Origin of the sequence: Pseudomonas sp. Pf153, from assembly GCF_001269775.1 — a bacterium.
GTDB lineage: Bacteria > Pseudomonadota > Gammaproteobacteria > Pseudomonadales > Pseudomonadaceae > Aquipseudomonas > Aquipseudomonas uvaldensis.
This window is the reverse complement of sequence record NZ_LHVL01000025.1, coordinates 845,919-864,066: the sequence shown is the minus strand read 5'-3', so window position 1 is coordinate 864,066 and position 18,148 is coordinate 845,919. Positions and strand designations below refer to the sequence as shown.

Below are 18,148 nucleotides of genomic sequence, written 5' to 3'. Positions count from 1 at the left end.
CGCTGACCGGCCAGCCCGCAGCGAACATTCATTGGCTCCATCCGCTATGTACGCCAGCCTCAAGTCATTCGTCACCTGGCCACCCTCCCGAGAAAACGCCCGCCGGTTCACACTGTTTCTGTGCATGAGCTCGACCCTCGGCAACCTGCTGGTTTACCTGTCCGCCCAAACCATGCCGGTAAGCCTGCTGGCGCTGGATGTCGCCGCCTTGACCTGTGTCTGGATCCATTACCGGCTGTCGCGCAAATCCATCAAGTTCCAGCCCCAGGAACTGGCCGACCGGTTACTCGAAGTTCAGGAAAACGAACGTCATCGACTCAGCCGGGAACTGCATGACGATATCGGCCAGTTACTGACCGCGGCGAAACTGCAAGGCGAGTGGCTCAAGCGCCGGATACCGGAGGAATTGCAAGGTCAATGCTCGGTCCTCTGCGAAACACTGGACGAAACCCTGCACAAGGTCCGCGATGTATCGGCAATCCTCAACCCTCGCCAATTGACCAGCCTTGGGCTTGAAGCCAGCCTGCGTGCGCACCTGCTCAAGACATTGGCCAATACCTCGCTAAAGTGGAGCCTCGATTGCCAGCAGCGCATGACTGGCATTCCGGAGGAAATGGCCGTCGCCGCCTTTCGGATCACACAGGAGGCCGTCACCAATATCCTGCGTCATGCCCAGGCGCAGAATCTGCTGGTGCGTCTACAGCGCCTGCCCGAAGGCCTGTTCCTGTTGATCAGCGACGACGGCCAGGGATTCGTCCCGGCGGACCACCCCGCCCGGGCAGGCCAACGGGGTATGGCCGGCATGTCGGAGCGGGCCCAACAATTGGGCGGCACCCTCAAGGTGACCAGTGAAGCCGGCAAGGGCACACATATCGAAGCACGTTTTCCCTGGGCCCCTCGGACCCTGGCGCGGGCCAGTAAGAATAAGGTTCTCCATTGACTTGTAATTTACTTCTCGTAGATGACCACTCGTTGATCCGAGCCGGCGTACGCGCCCTGGTCACGGATTTGCCTGGTTATGCCGTCATCGGCGAAGCCAGTGACGGCACCCAGCTGTTGGAGCTTGTAGAACGGTTGGCGCCCGACATCGTGCTGCTGGACATTTCCATGAAAAACACCAGCGGCCTGGAGGCCTTGCAGCAGCTCAAGCAGGCGCGTCCCCACAGCAAAGTACTGATCCTGTCGATGCACACCGATCCGGCGCTGATCATGCAGGCGCTGGAGTCCGGCGCCCACGGGTATCTGCTCAAGGACACCACCGCCACCGAGCTGGGGCACGCCTTGGACGCGTTGCGCAACAACGAACGCTACCTGAGCCCGGCCATCGCCCACACGGTGATCAACCAGGCGCTGACCCGCGCCCAGAAGCTTCAACCCGCCCCCGTCCAGACCCATAACCTGACGGCGCGCCAGTTGGAAATCTTGCGGCTGATCGTGCGCGGCAAGTCGACCCGGGAAATTGCCAATGGCCTGAGCCTGAGCATCAAGACCGTGGAAACTCACCGGGCCCAGATCATGAAGCGCCTGCAGATCCACGATGTGGCAGGGCTGGTGCTTTTCGCCGTGCGCGAGCAGATCATCAGTCTGGACGATTGAGTAGCGCAGAAGTCGTCATCAGAGGCGAATCGGACGGCAGATGCACACGCAACGCCCGCTCACGCACCGTAAACTTCAGACTGTCGACCTGCAACGGCTCACCATCAAGATTGATGTCCAGGCCTTGGGCGACCTTGATTTCCACCCAGGGCAGGCGCACGCGCACGAACATGTTGTCGATGCCCAGGCCTCCGGCCAGCAAGTCCTTCAAGGTACTGACCACTTCCTGGGGGGCCGGCAGGATACTGATGTCGAGCAAACCATCATCGACCAGTGCTTGCGGGCATAACTGATGGCCTCCCCCGGCCTGCCGGCCATTGCCGATACCCAGCGCCAGCAAATCCCCCTGCCAGCTGAATCCGGGGCCCTGCAATTCGCCATAGGCCGCACTCAGCTCACTGAAGCGCGTCAGACCGGTGAACAGATAAGCGGCGCCCCCCAGCACCTTCTTGAGGTCCTCGGAAGTGTTTGCCGTGACCTGACTGCCGAAACCACCCGTGGCCATATTCAGGAATATCCGCCCGCCGACTTCGCCCAGATCGATGGCTTGCGGCTCGACATCCAGCAAATCAAGGGCCTGGTCCGGTTCCAGCGGAACGCCCGCTGCCCGGGCAAAATCATTGGCCGTGCCCAATGGCAACAGCACCAGACTGGCATCTGTCGACTGACGCGCAAGCGCTTCGGCAATATCCCGCAAGGTACCGTCCCCGCCACCGGCAATCAGTCGCGTGTAGCCTGCCGCCAGCGCCTCGTCGACACAACGCTGGGCATCGCCGGCCTCCCACGTCAACCTTACCGCCAGGTCCCAGCCTTGCTTGCGCCTGGACATCACTGCTGCCCGAACCTCTTCGTTGAGCGCTTGCTTGCCATGCAGGATCAACAGCGCCTTGCCTTTGCTCATCATCGTCTCCGTCATTGGAAGGTTCCAGGAAATCGGACCGCTCAATCAGCCGAAAAAGCCCCCCACGGATCAATTTCGATCAAAAAAAAGCAAATGCCTTGTCCATGAGAGGACGCCAGTCCGGACTACCGGACGGAGACTTCTTCACTCAAAGAGTTTTCTTACAAGGCGTGGCGAATCCGCTCAATTGACCCTCTAGCTGTATTGAGACACCTTGGCACTCTGTTGTCTGGACCTTCAAAACACTCATCACACAAGGATGTGCTACCCCATGGATGGATACGTCACGGCCCACAAGGGCCTTATCAGTGGCTCGAACCGGGTTGATCGAAGGGACGAGCGAGCCCATGCATAGCCAGGAATATACGCTGTCACACAGGCCGCTCGCCTCGATTGGAAGCGAGCGGGCCGAGAACCGGAACGAATGCAAAAGTTGCAGCAATCCTGCTGGAGGAGTCGATTTGGAACCGCGCGTCGTCGAACTGGAAACCCACCTCAAATACATCCGCAGAGACATGGATGAGATCCGCACCGACGTAAAGATCATCCGACACCGGCTCGCCTATTCGGCTGGCGCGGCAGCGGTGATCCTCGGCCTGCTGGGTTGGCTCGCAAACAGTCGTTTCGATCAGTTGGTCATGCTGCTCTCACGCTAACGACGGTGGGTGCCACGGCCCAGGCAGCGGGTCCGGGCCGGAGCAAACCCTTTGCGCCCTTTTAGCCCAGAACTTCGCTTAAAGGGATGAAACCGACCTCATCACCTTCGACCAGGGTCTGCCCTTCGAACACTTCGACCAGCCCGTCGGCCCAGGCCGCACTGCGCAGAACACCGGAGCTTTGGTTCCGGTAGAGGGTGGCCCTTCCATTCTCCAGTCGACCCCGCAAATATTCTCGCCGGTTGCCGGCCTTCGCCCAGACGAATCCGGCCGGCACCTTGAACTTGAGCGGCTCGACCGACTCCACACCCTGGCGTCGCAACAGGTAAGGCCGGGCCAGTAGCGCAAAAGTCACCAGTGTCGAGGCGGGGTTTCCGGGCAGCCCTATCACCGGGACGCCACGGAAATGCCCGACCGTCAGCGGTTTCCCCGGCTTGATGGCAAGCTTCCAGAGCGTCAACTCGCCTTCTTCCCGCAATGCGGTGCCGAGGAAGTCAGCCTCTCCGACCGACACACCGCCGGTGGACAAAATCAGATCGACGTCCGACAGTTGGGCCAGGCGTGCACGGGTAGCGGGTAAATCGTCTGGCAGGATGCCCGCGTCGACTACATGACAGCCCAGCCGTTGCAACCAGCCGCAGAGCAACACACGGTTACTGTTATAGATCTGACCTGGACCCAGTGCCTGACCGGGTTCGACCAGTTCGTCACCGGTGGACAGGACGGCAACGCTGACCTTGCGCACCACTTGCAGCGTCGCACAGCCCAAGGATGCCGCCAGCCCCAACTCGATTGGCCCCAGGCGAGTGCCCACTGGAAGGACCTGTTCGCCCACAGTGGTTTCCTGGCCCTGGGGACGAATGTTTTGCCCGCTGACCAGAGGTGCGGTAAACCGTACCCGCTGGTCACTGTCCACCACCGCGTTTTCCTGCATCTCGACGCAGTCAGCACCGGCAGGCACCGGTGCTCCCGTAAAGATCCGCGCACAGGTTCCTGCAGCCAATGGCTGCGGGGCCTGGCCGGCAAAGATTCGCTGGCTGACCGCCAGCGGCTCGCCATGCCAATCGGCCAGCCGCAAGGCATACCCGTCCATCGCGCTGTTGGGCCAGGGAGGCAAGTCGAGGGACGACACCAGATCCTCGGCGAGCACGCGCCCTTGCGCCTCACTCAAGGGTACCTGCTCACGCTGGGTAATCGGTGCCGCCGCCGCCATCTCGAGCAGCCGCTGCAACGCGACCTCGACGGCCATCAAAGTGCCGGTCTTGCCTGGTTTACCCACGGGATTCACAAGGGGCCGCCTGTTTCAGATGGGCCACGAAGTTACACGGGCGATGTCGCGCATCCAGTTGCTCGGCCAGGATTGCGTCCCAACCGGTACGCACTGCGTTGGTCGAGCCCGGCAGGCAGCACACCAGCGTACCGTTGGCCAGACCCGCCAATGCTCGGGACTGGACAGTGGAGGTACCGATATCCGCCACGGAAATCTGTCGGAACAGCTCTCCGAAACCATCGACCTGCTTGTCCAGCAGGCAGGCCACGGCTTCCGGCGTACTGTCGCGACCGGTAAAACCGGTACCGCCGGTAATCAGTACGACTTGCACGATCTCATCGGCTATCCAGGTCGCGACTTGCGCCCGGATCTTGTACAGATCATCTTTGAGCAGGACCCGCTCAGCCAGATTATGACCCGCCGCCATCAGCCGATCGACAAAGACCTGCCCGGAGGTATCGGTTTCCAGGGTGCGGGTATCACTGACTGTCAGCACCGCGATGTTGAGCGGCACGAAAGGTACATCAGCCTTGGCTTTCATAGGCTCGTCCAGTTGTGGGAGAAACAGCCCGGTGTTATATCACAGCGCTTCATTTTTCCGCCTGTGGGGAAACACACCATGACCTCGAATATTTCCTTGCCACCGTGCTCCATCCTGCTGCTGGCAGGTGGACGCGGACAACGGATGGGCGGGCGGGACAAAGGCCTGGTGGAATGGCAGGGCGAACCGCTGATTGCCCATCTCCATCGTCATACCCGCGCGCTGAGCGATGACCTGATCATTTCCTGCAATCGCAATCCGGAACGCTATGCGTTGTATGCCGATCAACTGGTGCATGACGATGAGGGTGACTTTCCTGGCCCGCTGGCGGGCATACGGGCGGGCTTGAGGGTCGCGAAGCATCGTTTTTTGCTGGTGTTGCCCTGCGACGTACCGAACATCGACTCGAACCTGCTGGACGATATGCGCCAAACAGCAAGCCAGCATCCCGACAAGCCGCTGATGGTGCGCCACGGCGAACACTGGGAACCGTTGTTGTGTGTCATTCCGCTGGCTGTGGCAGCCACATTCGAAGAGGCCTGGCGCGAAGGCGAACGCAGTCCGGGCCGGATCATGCGAATGCTGCACGCAGTTGCCTTGCAATGTCCGGCTGACGATCCCCGGCTGGCGAATCTGAATACACCTGAACTGCTGTACCAACACCAAGAGCGCTGATGCCGGCATTCAATTTCACGCTACAGGCCTCTAGCCAGGAACTTGCGCACGTTGTATACGTCTGAAGGTCAGTAACCTGAAGAATTCCATTTCGGAGAAACACCATGACTCAACGGACCCTCGCCACTTTCATGCTCGCACTGGGCCTGGCCACTCTTGCAGGGTGTGCATCGCCAACTGTGATCACCTTGAATGATGGTCGCGAAATCCAGGCCGTCGACACTCCCCATTACGACGAAGACACCGGTTTCTATGAGTTCGAACAGCTGGACGGCAAGCAAACCCGCGTAAACAAGGATCAGGTCCGCACCGTTAAAGACCTCTAAGCACCAACGCCGCACCGATACGAAAAAGCCCGCAAACAAGATTGCGGGCTTTTTCATGCCTGACGCAAAGCCGCAGCGGCTACCATTGCAGCGTGATACCGCTTTCAAAAATACGCTCCTGCCCCGTGACCGGATCGACGAAGCGCAGCCCCTGGGCCAGCAATTTAAGCGGATTGGCATAGTCGTCCGGCGCATCCCGCTGCACATCGGGATAAAACGGGTCGTTGCAGATGCCCGCCCCAAGGGCACTCATGTGCACTCGTAACTGATGCTTCTTGCCAGTGACCGGATAGAGTCCGTAGCGCCACAGTTCGCCATTCTTTTCCAGCACCTCGATGGTCGTTTCGGTATTGGGTTCGCCCGGCCCTTCCTGCATCCGGAAAAACGGCTCACCGTCGACCATCCGGCTTCTATGCACCCGGGGAAACGTCAACTGAGGCAACGCCGGCGCAATGGCCTGGTAGCGTTTGTCGATCTGCCGCGCAGGGAACAGTGACTGGTAAGCCGATCGGCTTAGCGGACTGGCTGAAAACAACACCAGCCCGGCGGTGTGCCGGTCGATACGGTGCAAGGGGACCAGATGAGGATTGTCCAATCGCCGGATCAATCGTCGCAACAGGGTCTGCTCGACGTACTCACCTGCGGGAGTGACTGGCAGAAAATGGGGTTTGTCAGCCACCACCAGATGCTCGTCGGCGTACAGGACCGTCTCGACGACCGGGATCGGCTTCTCATCGGGCACCTCGCGAAAATAGTGGATGCGCAGTCCTTCACGGTAGGGCAAGTCGATTCGGATCGCCTTGCCCTCACCGTCCAGCACGCGCCCCCGGGCAATCCGGTCCAGCCATTGCTCGCGGCTGATGGCGCTGAAATGCTCGCACAGACATTCCAGCACCGTTTGCCAGGGACCGGGGGGTAGATACAAGGTACTGGCCTGATGGTGTGCGGCGGAAAAGGATGAACCGGACATTCGAAACTCTTGGGCAATATTTACAAGGCGACATTATCCGACAGGTGCGCAAGTCAGCCCAGCCATGATTGACTCAGGCAGTGATCGGGGTAGAGGCTGCCGTCGCTTCGGTGAACTCCTTCAGCCAGCGCAGCACTTCCACTGCCTCCCAGCGCCCCGGGTCGTACAAAGCGTACAACAACCCCTGGTAACCCACGACATCCAGCTGCTTGTGATAACCGGCACGCTGGAACAGCGCCTCGATCTCAGCGAAACAGGTGTTGAAATGCAGCTTGTTGAAGGGTGTCTTGCCCTCGGTTACCAGTCCGTCGAGACGCAGCTCCAGCACGGCCTCGCGCACGACGTCCACGGACATCCTGTTCACGCTGTTCTTCAATTGTTCGACGTTGAGCAAAGTCACGCACTCCAGATAGCTGTATGGACATACAGTAACCGAAGAATTCCCTTTTCGCCAATGGCAATGCTCGGACACGGAACGCACAAAGGCGCTCAACTGAGAAAAACAGCCACCTGGTTGGCATTATCGAAAGGCCAATCCAGTTCCTCGCCGGTATCGTTCCTGCGCAATACCGGGATGCGCAACCCATAGGTTTCGGACAGGAACTCGCTTTCGGCGATATCCACCAGCTCCACCAACAACCCATGTTCAACGAAAGGCATCAGCACCCCTTCGGCAACTTCGCAAAGATGACAACCCAAGGTACCGTACAGCTGACATTCAGGGAGTTCGCTTCCAGGAGGCATGACAGGTAGACCCACAAAAGATAGACGGTCATTCTAGGCCCGCTCCCGAAAACCGTCGAGCCGCGTAAGCCGCATCAGTCCCTTTCGGCAAAACGCTGATGCAAATCATTGAGCGCAAATGCTTTTTGGCGTCTTCTTGTCTTCTAAGCTATGTGTCACAAGTCCTGATACGGAGTGTCCCTTGTTTGCCAACCTGCTGATCATTCTCGCCTCCTCCCTGGTGGTCATCGCCCTGTTCAGGCGGCTGCGGCTGCCACCGGTGCTGGGCTATCTGTGCGTCGGGCTGGCGGTCGGACCCACTGCGCTGGGCTGGGTGAACGACAGCGAGGAACTGCCGGACCTGGCCGAGCTCGGGGTGGTTTTCCTGTTGTTTTCCCTGGGGCTGGAGTTCTCTCTGTCCAGGATGCTTGAACTGCGGCGTGTCGTGTTCGGTCTCGGCAGCCTGCAAGTGGCATGCTCCGGGGCACTCCTGGGTAGCGTGCTGGTGGCGTGCGGCGCACCGGTTCCGGTCGCGCTGTTGCTGGGGGCCGGGCTGGCCCTGTCATCCACCGCCATCGTCAGCAAGGAGCTGACCAGCCTCGGGGAGATTTTCAGCAGCCACGGCCAGAACGCTATCGGTGTGCTGCTGTTCCAGGACATCGTCGCGGTATTGCTGTTGACCCTCGTACCGGTGTTCGCCGGCAGCAGTACACAGGCCTGGTATTGGGCGCTGCCCCTGACACTGGGCAAGACCCTGGTGCTGTTCGGCGGCCTGCTGCTGACCAGTCGCCTGCTACTGCCCCGATTGTTCCATGAGGTGGCTGCGTCCCGCTCCGCCGAATTGTTCGTGCTGCTGGCCCTGGTCATCGTTTTGCTGACGGCATGGCTGACCCATCTGCTCGGGCTCTCGCCAGCCCTTGGCGCGTTCCTGGCGGGCATGCTGCTGGGGGAAAGTCATTACCGGCATCAGATCGAGGCAGACATCCGGCCGTTCCGCGACATTCTGTTGGGCCTGTTTTTTGTCAGCATCGGCATGCTGATCGACCTGCAGTTGTTCGTGGACGACGGCTGGCTGATCCTTGGCCTCACCCTGGGACTGATGCTCATCAAGGGCTGCGTGGTCGCCCTCCTGGTGAAATGGCGAGGCAGCGACGGCGAAACCGCGTGGCGCAGCGGCCTGGCCCTGGCCCAGGGCGGAGAGTTCTGCTTTGCCCTGATGGCCTTGATGCAGCAGAACCGCCTCATGCCGACCGATCTTGGCGGCCCGCTGCTGGCAGCGACGTTCAGTTCGATGCTGCTCACGCCATTGTTGCTGCGGGCCGCGCCGGGTATCGCCGCCCGCCTGCACCGCAAGCCCAACGAAGCCGCCCAACTGGACCAGATCAGCGAACTCAATGCCGGCCTGTCTGGCCATGTGATCATTTGTGGGTACGGGCGCGTCGGCCAGTCTATCGGGCGCTTCCTGCGTCGGGAAGACCAGGCCTTCGTCGCCCTGGATGACGATCCGGTGATCATCCAGGAAGCCACCGTCGGAGAAAGCTGCGTGTATTACGGCGATTCACGACGTGCAGACCTGCTCGCCGCCGTCGGCCTGGGCCGTGCCCGACTGGTGGTAATCGCGGTGGACAAGACCGACATTGCCATCAGTGTGCTCAGGGAGGCCCGTCGGCTCAACCCGCAGGTACCGATTCTGGTGCGTACCCGCGACGACAGCCAACTGGCCGAACTGCAGGCCGCCGGGGCCAGTGAAGTGGTTCCGGAACTGCTGGAGTCAAGCCTGATGCTCGCGTCCCATGCCCTGATCATGCTCGGTCTGGCCGAGCAGCAGGTTCGCCAGCATGTGGATCAGGTCCGCCACGACCGCTATCGGCTGCTGCACGGTTTTTATCCCGGCAACCAGGACAAGGAGCCCTGATGCCTCCTTCAGTCCTGGCTGACGGCGCCTATCTTGTGAATCGACAGGTCGGCACCGTAATACTCCTGTTCCTGCGTCAGCCGAAGCCCCAATACGACCTTGATCAGGCCATAGACCGCGAACCCACCGACCAGGGCGACCGCCACACCCAATGCACTGCCAATCAGTTGGCTGGTCAGGCTGACCCCACCCAGGCCGCCCAGGGCAGCCTGACCAAAGATACCGCAGGCAACGCCACCCCAGACTCCGCACAACCCGTGCAATGGCCAGACGCCGAGCACGTCGTCGATCTTCCATTTGACCTGGACCGCGGTGAAACACCAGACAAACAGGACGCCGGCAATGGCACCGGTGGCCAGCGCACCCACCGGGTGCATCAGATCGGAGCCGGCGCAGACCGCCACCAGCCCGGCCAATGGGCCGTTGTGCAGGAAGCCCGGGTCGTTGCGTCCGACGATCAGTGCCGCCACGGTTCCGCCGACCATGGCCATCAACGAGTTGACCGCCACCAGTCCGCTCACCCCCGGCAGCGTCTGGGCGCTCATCACGTTGAAACCAAACCAACCGACAATCAAAATCCAGGAACCGAGCGCGAGAAACGGAATACTCGATGGCGCGAACGCCACCAGTCGACCGTCCCGGTATCGACCGTTGCGCGCGCCAAGCAGCAGGACAGCGGCCAGCGCCAACCAGCCGCCCATGGCATGCACCACCACAGAACCGGCAAAGTCATGAAAGCCAGCGCCGAACCGGGCTTGCAGCCAGGCTTGCAGGCCAAGATTGCCATTCCACACCAAGCCTTCAAAAAAGGGATACACGAACGCCACGATCAACACCGTGGCGCACAACTGCGGTGCGAATCGCGCACGTTCGGCAATACCACCGGAGATGATCGCCGGGATCGCAGCGGCGAAGGTGAGCAGGAAAAAGAACTTCACCAGGCTGTAGCCATGATCGGTGCTCAGCACCGCTGCAGGCTGCAGGAACGTCATGCCATAGGAAATCCAGTAGCCCACGAAGAAATAGGCCAAGGTCGAGACTGCAAAATCGCTGAGGATTTTCGACAATGCATTAACCTGGTTTTTTTGCCGGACGGTCCCCACTTCCAGGAACGCAAAACCGGCGTGCATGGCCAGGACCATGACCGCGCCGAGCAGAATGAACAGCGTGTTGGAGCTGTGGACCAGACTGTCCACAGCGCTTTGCAGATTTTCCATGGTATTGGCAGACCTGAAAAAGTTGAAAGAAGCATCCGAGCGGATCGCACCGCCTGCAGTGCACCAAGTTGAACCGATTCGCCTGTCACTCGAAGGCCGACGAACCGCTTTGTTGCATGAATCAGATCAATACAGAGGTGATGCTTCGCCGGTTCTGTTTATTTGAGTTAAGGTCTTGCTGCCCTGCGCCCGACATCGGCGCACGGAGACAGCCGATGCACCAGTGCATGGCAAACCTTGGGCCAGGACCGAGCAAAAGTTGTACCAGTCAATTTCACTGAACCTTCCGGCAACGCTTACACTCGAACGCATCAGATGTCATTTCACGGAGATCCATCCATGGCCAGCCCCCAGGCAAAGACTGCACAAGAAATCCTGAAGGAAGATTTTCAGACACTGGTCAGCGACACCGAACGCCTGTTGGAACATACCGCGACATTGGCGGGTGACCAGGCAGACGAACTGCGCAGCCAGATCCACGAAACCCTCCTGCGTGCCCGCGACACCCTCAAAGTGACCGAGGACTCCATGCGCGAACGCGGCCAGGCGGCAGTGATCGCCACAGAGCAATACGTACAGGCCAACCCTTGGCAATCGGTCGGCATCGCCGCTGGGGTGGGCTTTTTGATCGGTCTGCTGGCGACACGGCGCTGATGATGGGTATGAACGAACCTGGCTCGTCCGAAGCGGCGGGCACGAAATCTTCGGCACGCCGTCTGGGGGCTGCGTTTCTCGGGCTGCTGCACAGCCATGTCGAACTGTTCGGCATGGAACTGCAAGAGCAAAAGGCCCGTACCGTCAGCCTTCTGTTGTTCGCCGGTCTGGCGCTGGTGTTTGCACTGTTGCTGCTGGTAGGACTCTCGACACTGGTGCTGATTCTGGTGTGGGATACCTATCGGATGGCGGGAATCATCGGCCTGTGCCTGTTTTACCTGCTGGCGGCATTATTCTGCGGACTTCGGCTCAAGGCGGCGATCTACGACGAATCATCCCCCTTTCACGCCACGCTGGAAGAACTGTCCAACGACCGGGAGCGCCTGCTGCCATGAGCCTGCCCGATATCCCTCAAGCCCGGACACGACAGGAAATGCGCAAGGCACTGGTGCGCTTGCGCATGGAAATGCATCGCCAGGAAATCCGCCAGGAAACGAACCAACTGTTGCAACCCTTGCAGCGGGTACGTGGCTTCACTCAGAACTGGCACGAAGGTTTCGGCATCAAGCATGCCCCCCTCTGGGGCATGGCCGCGGTGACGCTGTTGGGCTTCCTCACCGGCAAGCGCACCCGACGCGGACGCAGCACTGGCTTGCTTCGCCTGGTGCGACTGGCAACGACGCTGCTGCCATTGATCAAACTGGCCAAGAGCGCACGCAAGCCTTGACGGGCTTGCGGGGCGCTGCCCGAACAGGGAAGCTAGCGACAAATCCTCAACGGAGCAACCGGCCTTGGACTGGCACACCCTGCTGACTCGCGAACGCCTCGGGAAACCGCTGCACAGCTCGGAAGAACTGGGCCGAAGCCCTTTCCATAAAGACCATGACCGCATCATCTTTTCCGGCGCCTTCCGGCGATTGGGACGCAAGACCCAGGTGCACCCGGTTTCCAGCAATGATCACATCCACACACGCCTGACCCATTCGCTGGAAGTCAGTTGCGTCGGACGCTCCCTGGGGATGCGCGTGGGGGAAACCATTCGCGGCGCCCTGCCCGACTGGTGCGAACCGAGCGACCTGGGCATGGTGGTGCAGTCGGCCTGCCTGGCCCACGACATCGGTAACCCACCGTTCGGCCATTCCGGCGAGGACGCTATCCGCTATTGGTTTCAACAGGCGGCAGGCCGTGGCTGGCTCGATGCCATGAGCGAGGCCGAACGCAACGACTTTCTCCACTTCGAAGGCAACGCCCAGGGGTTCCGGGTCCTCACACAACTTGAATACCATCAGTTCGACGGCGGCACCCGCCTCACCTACGCCACCCTCGGCACTTATCTGAAATACCCCTGGACGGCCCGCCATGCCGATTCCCTGGGCTACAAGAAGCACAAGTTCGGATGCTACCAGAGCGAATTGCCCCTGCTTGAGCAGATTGCCCACAAGCTTGGCCTGCCGCAGATCGAAGACCAGCGCTGGGCGCGGCACCCATTGGTGTACCTGATGGAAGCCGCGGACGATATCTGCTACGCCCTGATCGATCTGGAAGACGGCGTGGAGATGGACCTGCTGGCTTACTCGGAGGTGGAGTCGCTGCTCCTGGACCTGGTGGGTGACGATCTGCCGGAAACCTACCGTCAACTCGGACCGCTGGATTCACGCCGACGCAAACTGGCGATCCTTCGAGGCAAGGCCATCGAGCACTTGACCAACGCCGCCGCCCGGGCATTCGTCGAACAGCAGGAAGCATTGCTGGCCGGCACGCTGCCAGGCGATCTCGTGGAGCACATGCATGGACCGGCCAAGCGCTGTGTGTTGAATGCCAAGGACATGGCGCGCAAGAAGATATTCCAGGACAAACGCAAAACATTGAATGAAATCGGCGCCTACACCACGCTGGAAATCCTGCTTAACGGATTTTGTGGGGCCGCCCTGGAACAACATGGCGGGCGTACCCCTTCATTCAAGAATCGACGTATCCTCGACCTGCTGGGGAACAACGCGCCCGACCCCAATGGATCCCTGCATGCGGCGTTCCTGCGGATGATCGATTTCATCGCTGGGATGACAGACAGTTACGCCAGTGAGATGGCCCAGGAGATGACGGGTCGCATCCGTCAATAAAAACTTATTGCACGTCACATACCCATGACCCACCGCTCGCATGAGATCGGGCTTTTTGCTGAAGTTGCAAAAAGCCCTCGATCTGTTTGTCATTAACCAAATGATAAACATCTCTAAACATGACGCCCGCTAATAAAGCTCACCCAACTTCACGCCAATGACCTACTAAAAAACCAAATACCTCGTAGTATTCGACCTCTTTTTTTGTAGGAAACTTCTGAAACAAAGGATGAATGCCCGTCTCCTCGTACGGCCTGGGCTTTAACTGGGCTAAGGTGCGCGCTTTATTTAGGCTCGCATGGGACTTTTATTCATGAACTCCGTTTTCATTGTCGACGATCATCCGGTCATCCGCCTCGCTGTTCGCATGCTGCTGGAGCATGAGGGCTATAAAGTCGTAGGGGAAACCGACAATGGCGTCGATGCGATGCAAATGGTGCGCGAATGCATGCCGGATCTGGTGATTCTGGACATCAGCATTCCCAAACTTGACGGGCTGGAAATCCTTTCGCGCTTCAACGCCATGACCACACCGCTCAAGACCCTGGTGCTCACGGCGCAATCACCGACGCTATTCGGTATCCGTTGCATGCAATCCGGTGCCTCCGGTTACGTTTGCAAGCAGGAAGACCTCAGCGAACTCGTCAGTGCGATCAAGGCGGTATTGTCAGGCTACAACTATTTTCCGAGCCAGGCACTTAATCCGGTGCGCCCCGATGATCCTCGAAGTATCGAGCTGGATCTGTTCAAGAACGTCAACGATCGCGAGTTGATGGTATTGCAACTTTTTGCCCAGGGCCGTACCAACAAGGAAATAGCCAAAGGCATGTTTCTGAGCAACAAGACAGTCAGTACCTATAAGAAACGGTTGATGCAGAAACTCAAGGTCAAGTCCTTGGTAGAACTCATAGAGATGGCGAAACGAAACGCACTGGTGTGAGAAAAAACAGGATGTCCACAGGCATAAAAGGAACTTTCCTGCCATTGATCGCAGGGCTATTTGCAGAACTCGTCGCGGCCACCCCCGCTGCACCCGAGCATTACACGCTCCTGGGCCGCTCGAGCACGGCCCGGGCCGAGGTCAACCTCAATGACTCCCAACGCGCCTGGCTGCGAGAACGCCGGGAACTGGTCCTGGGTACCTCCGCGCCGGATTATCCGCCCTTCGATCTTTCGACCAGTGGACGCGACTATGAAGGCATGACCGCCGATTACGCCGCCGTCATTGCCAAGGCGACCGGGTTGCCCATGAAGGTTCTGCGGTTCGACTCCCGTGGTGCGGCCATCGCCGCGCTCAAGAACGGACAGATCGACATGCTGGGGACCGCCAACGGCTTTGAAGGCCGCGACCCCGACCTGGTCCTTTCGACGCCCTATGCCGTGGACCAACCTGTTCTTGTTACCCGAACCCGTGAAAACCGGTCCCTGGCCGAGGATCTGGAAGGTCTGCGTCTGAGCATGGTCTATCACTACCTGCCGGAGCAGGACATCGAAAGGCTGTACCCAAAGGCACGAATCACCACCTACCCCTCCTACCAGAACGCCCTCAACGCCGTCGCCTTCGGCCAGGCCGATGTATTTCTCGGCGATACCATTTCTACCCACTACATGATCAACAAGGGTTACCTGAACAACATCCGCATGGCCAGCTTCGGCAAGCATGAATCCCATGGATTCGGTTTCGCGGTACGACGTCAGGACACTCGGTTGCTGGAAATAATCGATACCACGCTCAACCGGATTCCGGTTACCGAACAGGCGGCGATCTCCAAACGCTGGAGCGCAGGCAGCGATCTCTACCTCACCGAGCATCGGATACAACTGACCGACCGGGAACGACGCTGGCTGGCCAGTCATCCGGTGGTTCGGGTGGCTGTGAACGAAACATTCGCTCCATTCACATTCTTCGATCCGGATGGCGATTTACGTGGGATAAGCGCCGACCTGCTGGAGCTGATCCGGCTGCGTACAGGCTTGCGCCTGGATATCCAGCGCCATCGCGGCGACAGCGAGGCGATTGCCGCGCTGGGCAATGGTCAGGCCGACATGATTGCGGCACTCTTGCCCAGCAGCGAACGGCAACGGCATCTCAGATTCAGTCGTCCCTACGTCGACAGCTCATTCGTCCTGCTGAGCCGCAAACCATCCGACGCGCCCACGACGCTCGACCAGTTCGAAACGAGAAGCCTGGCAATCGCCAAAGGCAACCCGATCATCGATTGGCTACGGCGCCAGTACCCACGTATCAGGATCATCGAAACCACCGATTCCGCGCACGCCGTGCAAATGCTTGCCCAAGGCCAGGTCGAAGGCAGTGTGCATTCCCTGGTGATGGCCAACTATTTTCTTTCGTTCCACACGTTCAAAGACACCTTGCAGATCAGCAGCACCGTGGGCACCGAGCAAGCCCTGTTCTCCCTGGCCACCGCCGGAAACGCCACCGAGCTGAGCTCCATTCTCGACAAGGCTCTGACCAGCATCGACCCCGACGAACTGGGGGTCATCAACAACCGATGGAGGGGTTACATCCCGGCATCGGAGCAGACCTGGCGCACCTATAACCGCCTGTTCCTCCAGGCCGTCGCGGGGGTCGGCCTGCTACTGCTGCTGTCCTTGGCCTGGAACGCCTACATGCGACGGCAGATCCTCCAGCGCCAACGAGCGGAACTGGCGCTCAACGATCAGCTCGAGTTCATGCACTCGCTGCTCAACGGCACTCCGCATCCCATTTACGTCAGAGACCGCAACGGCGTCCTGCAGAGCTGTAACGACAGCTATCTGCAAACCTTCGACGCCAAACGCGAAGACGTCATCGGCAAGGACGTGATGCCCGGTTCGATGAGTAATGCCTTCGAAGCCCAGGAGTACCAGGCGGACTACCTGCGTGTCATGGAAGAAGGCACCCCCTTGATCGTCGACAGGCCGCTGTGCATCGGCGACAGGACGCTGACGATCTACCACTGGGTCCTGCCCTATCGCAACTCCGCCGCGCAGGTGCAGGGCATCATTGGCGGCTGGATCGACATCAGCGAACGACGGCAGCTGTTCGATGAACTTCGGGCGGCCAAGGAACGTGCCGATGAGGCGAACCGGGCCAAGAGCACCTTCCTGGCGACCATGAGCCATGAAATCCGCACCCCCATGAACGCGGTGATCGGCATGCTTGAACTGGCCCTGAAACAGGCCGACAAGGGACAGGTGGACCGCGCCACCATCGCTGTCGCCTACGAATCGGCCTCCGGCATGCTGGATCTGATCGGCGACATCCTGGACATCGCCCGCATCGAGTCGGGGCATCTGAGCCTGGCTCCCGAGCGGGTGAACCTCAGGGCCCTGCTTCAATCGGTCATACGGGTATTCGAGGGCCTGGCCCGACAGAAGAACCTGACGCTGACCCTGCAGTTCGACCCGGCGGATGCCAACCCGGACGTGCTGATGGACCCCCTTCGATTCAAGCAGGTGGTTTCGAATCTGGTCAGCAATGCCCTCAAGTTCACGGAACAGGGCTGGGTACGGATTCACGCCCGGTGGTCCCGAACCGACCGGGACGACGTACTGCAGCTGCAACTGGACATCAGCGACAGCGGCATCGGCATCAGTCCGACCGACCTGCAACGCCTGTTCGAGCCTTTTGCCCAGGCCGACAATACCGGCCGGATGGCCCGCAAGGGCGCCGGGCTGGGCCTGGTGATCAGCCGTAACCTGTGCCGGATGATGGGAGGTAACCTGCACATGAACAGCCAACCGGGAGCCGGCACGCAAGTCCGGATTTGCCTGCAATTGAGCGTGCTGCCAACGATTGACACCTGCACACCTCCCCCGCCCGTGATCGAAACGGCATCGGTCGCCCTGAACGTGCTGGTGGTGGATGATCATCCGGCCAATCGTTTATTGATGTCACAGCAACTGGAGTACCTCGGCCATCACTACCAGGTCGCCGACGACGGCGAACAAGGGCTTGCGGCCTGGCAGGACGGGAGTTTCGATCTGGTCATCGTCGACTGCAACATGCCCGTCATGAGCGGCTACGAGCTGGCCCGGTCGATCCGCCGGCACGAGTCCGAGCGGCATCTTCCGCCCTGCACGCTCCTGGGGTTCACCGCCAATGCTCAACCCGAAGAAAAACAACGCTGCCTGGACGCGGGGATGGACGACTGTCTGTTCAAGCCGATCAGCCTGACTGTCCTGAGCCAATGGATGAACACGGTCAGCCCCGCCAGCCAGCCACGAGCCTTCAATGTTCACAATCTGCGAGCGCTCACGGGCGGTGATCCTTCGTCCACCCGGCGGCTGTTGGCAGAGCTGCTGAACAGTAACCGCTCCGATCGCCAGGAACTGCTCGATATCGCCCGGGGAGGGAACCGGCAGGCGCTGACCGAAACGGCACACAAGATAAAGGGCGTTGCCCGTATCGTGCAGGCCACCGATCTGATCCAGCGATGCGAAGCATTGGAGCATGCCTGTCTTCAAGACCGGGCACCCGAACGAATCCAGGCGTGCGCCCAAGCCCTCGAACGCGCCATGACGGAGCTGGAGCGAGTGCTGGAAAACGAGGTCGCCAAGGCAAAATAGCCCGGTATTTAC

Annotated in this window: 19 protein-coding genes; 12 read left to right on the top strand and 7 right to left on the bottom strand. The window is 59.9% G+C overall.

Annotated features, from left to right (window positions below; translation table 11 throughout):
- Positions 1-46: 46 nt before the first annotated feature.
- Both AD666_RS19090 and AD666_RS19085 read left to right on the top strand, forming a co-directional pair.
- The gene (locus AD666_RS19090) at positions 47-940 is read left to right on the top strand and encodes a sensor histidine kinase (RefSeq protein WP_053155249.1); all 894 of its coding nucleotides are present in this window, start codon (positions 47-49) and stop codon (positions 938-940) included.
- Positions 937-1,596 (top strand): response regulator transcription factor, encoded by a 660-nt coding sequence (locus AD666_RS19085; RefSeq protein WP_053155247.1) that lies wholly within the window; start codon positions 937-939, stop codon positions 1,594-1,596. Before AD666_RS19090 ends, AD666_RS19085 begins: the two co-directional genes overlap by 4 nt.
- Here AD666_RS19085 and yegS read toward each other — a convergent pair.
- Complete coding sequence (yegS, locus tag AD666_RS19080; protein WP_053155405.1) at positions 1,580-2,497, bottom strand: lipid kinase YegS; 918 nt, start codon at positions 2,495-2,497, stop codon at positions 1,580-1,582. The two genes, AD666_RS19085 and yegS, sit on opposite strands and share 17 nt — an antisense overlap.
- A gap of 347 nt (positions 2,498-2,844) precedes the next feature.
- Between yegS and AD666_RS26835 the strand changes: the two genes are divergently transcribed.
- Positions 2,845-3,153 (top strand): hypothetical protein, encoded by a 309-nt coding sequence (locus AD666_RS26835; protein WP_232775412.1) that lies wholly within the window; start codon positions 2,845-2,847, stop codon positions 3,151-3,153.
- Positions 3,154-3,214: 61 nt separating this feature from the next.
- On the opposite strand, the gene glp is transcribed toward AD666_RS26835, so the two are convergent.
- Together glp and moaB are read right to left on the bottom strand one after the other, a co-directional pair.
- Positions 3,215-4,402 (bottom strand): gephyrin-like molybdotransferase Glp, encoded by a 1,188-nt coding sequence (glp, locus tag AD666_RS19070; RefSeq protein WP_172679653.1) that lies wholly within the window; start codon positions 4,400-4,402, stop codon positions 3,215-3,217.
- Positions 4,403-4,424: 22 nt separating this feature from the next.
- Complete coding sequence (gene moaB / locus AD666_RS19065; protein WP_053155241.1) at positions 4,425-4,964, bottom strand: molybdenum cofactor biosynthesis protein B; 540 nt, start codon at positions 4,962-4,964, stop codon at positions 4,425-4,427.
- 78 nt (positions 4,965-5,042) lie between these two features.
- Between moaB and mobA the strand changes: the two genes are divergently transcribed.
- Together mobA and AD666_RS19055 are read left to right on the top strand one after the other, a co-directional pair.
- The gene (gene mobA / locus AD666_RS19060; RefSeq protein ID WP_053155239.1) at positions 5,043-5,639 is read left to right on the top strand and encodes a molybdenum cofactor guanylyltransferase MobA; all 597 of its coding nucleotides are present in this window, start codon (positions 5,043-5,045) and stop codon (positions 5,637-5,639) included.
- A 104-nt stretch (positions 5,640-5,743) separates the two neighbouring features.
- Positions 5,744-5,965: a YgdI/YgdR family lipoprotein gene (locus tag AD666_RS19055; RefSeq protein WP_053155237.1), complete on the top strand. Its 222-nt coding sequence runs from the start codon at positions 5,744-5,746 to the stop codon at positions 5,963-5,965.
- A 79-nt stretch (positions 5,966-6,044) separates the two neighbouring features.
- On the opposite strand, the gene AD666_RS19050 is transcribed toward AD666_RS19055, so the two are convergent.
- The 3 genes from AD666_RS19050 to AD666_RS19040 form a co-directional block, all read right to left on the bottom strand.
- Positions 6,045-6,935 (bottom strand): pseudouridine synthase, encoded by an 891-nt coding sequence (locus tag AD666_RS19050; RefSeq protein ID WP_053155235.1) that lies wholly within the window; start codon positions 6,933-6,935, stop codon positions 6,045-6,047.
- A gap of 73 nt (positions 6,936-7,008) precedes the next feature.
- Complete coding sequence (locus tag AD666_RS19045) at positions 7,009-7,329, bottom strand: hypothetical protein (protein ID WP_053155233.1); 321 nt, start codon at positions 7,327-7,329, stop codon at positions 7,009-7,011.
- A 95-nt stretch (positions 7,330-7,424) separates the two neighbouring features.
- Positions 7,425-7,679 carry a glutaredoxin family protein gene (locus tag AD666_RS19040; RefSeq protein WP_053155231.1) on the bottom strand — a complete coding sequence of 85 codons (255 nt, stop codon included), beginning with the start codon at positions 7,677-7,679 and terminating at the stop codon, positions 7,425-7,427.
- A 181-nt stretch (positions 7,680-7,860) separates the two neighbouring features.
- On the opposite strand from AD666_RS19040, the gene AD666_RS19035 reads away from it, so the two are divergent.
- Positions 7,861-9,573: a monovalent cation:proton antiporter-2 (CPA2) family protein gene (locus AD666_RS19035; RefSeq protein WP_053155229.1), complete on the top strand. Its 1,713-nt coding sequence runs from the start codon at positions 7,861-7,863 to the stop codon at positions 9,571-9,573.
- An 8-nt stretch (positions 9,574-9,581) separates the two neighbouring features.
- Here the strand turns inward: AD666_RS19035 and AD666_RS19030 are convergent, their stop codons facing one another.
- A complete protein-coding gene (locus AD666_RS19030) occupies positions 9,582-10,790 on the bottom strand; it encodes an ammonium transporter (RefSeq protein ID WP_053155227.1) in 1,209 nt (402 codons plus the stop codon).
- A gap of 339 nt (positions 10,791-11,129) precedes the next feature.
- Between AD666_RS19030 and AD666_RS19025 the strand changes: the two genes are divergently transcribed.
- The 6 genes from AD666_RS19025 to AD666_RS19000 all read left to right on the top strand — a co-directional run bounded on the left by AD666_RS19025 (position 11,130) and on the right by AD666_RS19000 (position 18,136).
- On the top strand, positions 11,130-11,444 hold the full coding sequence (locus AD666_RS19025; RefSeq protein WP_053155225.1) for a YqjD family protein: 315 nt from the start codon (positions 11,130-11,132) through the stop codon (positions 11,442-11,444).
- 2 nt (positions 11,445-11,446) lie between these two features.
- Positions 11,447-11,839 carry a phage holin family protein gene (locus tag AD666_RS19020; RefSeq protein WP_053155222.1) on the top strand — a complete coding sequence of 131 codons (393 nt, stop codon included), beginning with the start codon at positions 11,447-11,449 and terminating at the stop codon, positions 11,837-11,839.
- The gene (locus AD666_RS19015) at positions 11,836-12,171 is read left to right on the top strand and encodes a hypothetical protein (protein WP_053155220.1); all 336 of its coding nucleotides are present in this window, start codon (positions 11,836-11,838) and stop codon (positions 12,169-12,171) included. The genes AD666_RS19020 and AD666_RS19015 overlap by 4 nt, the downstream gene beginning before the upstream one ends.
- A 64-nt stretch (positions 12,172-12,235) precedes the next feature.
- Positions 12,236-13,564, top strand: a complete 1,329-nt coding sequence (locus tag AD666_RS19010) for a deoxyguanosinetriphosphate triphosphohydrolase (RefSeq protein WP_053155217.1) — start codon at positions 12,236-12,238, stop codon at positions 13,562-13,564.
- Between the two features lie 313 nt (positions 13,565-13,877).
- A complete protein-coding gene (locus AD666_RS19005; protein ID WP_024776711.1) occupies positions 13,878-14,504 on the top strand; it encodes a response regulator transcription factor in 627 nt (208 codons plus the stop codon).
- Positions 14,505-14,515: 11 nt separating this feature from the next.
- Positions 14,516-18,136: a transporter substrate-binding domain-containing protein gene (locus AD666_RS19000; protein WP_053155215.1), complete on the top strand. Its 3,621-nt coding sequence runs from the start codon at positions 14,516-14,518 to the stop codon at positions 18,134-18,136.
- Positions 18,137-18,148: the final 12 nt, after the last annotated feature.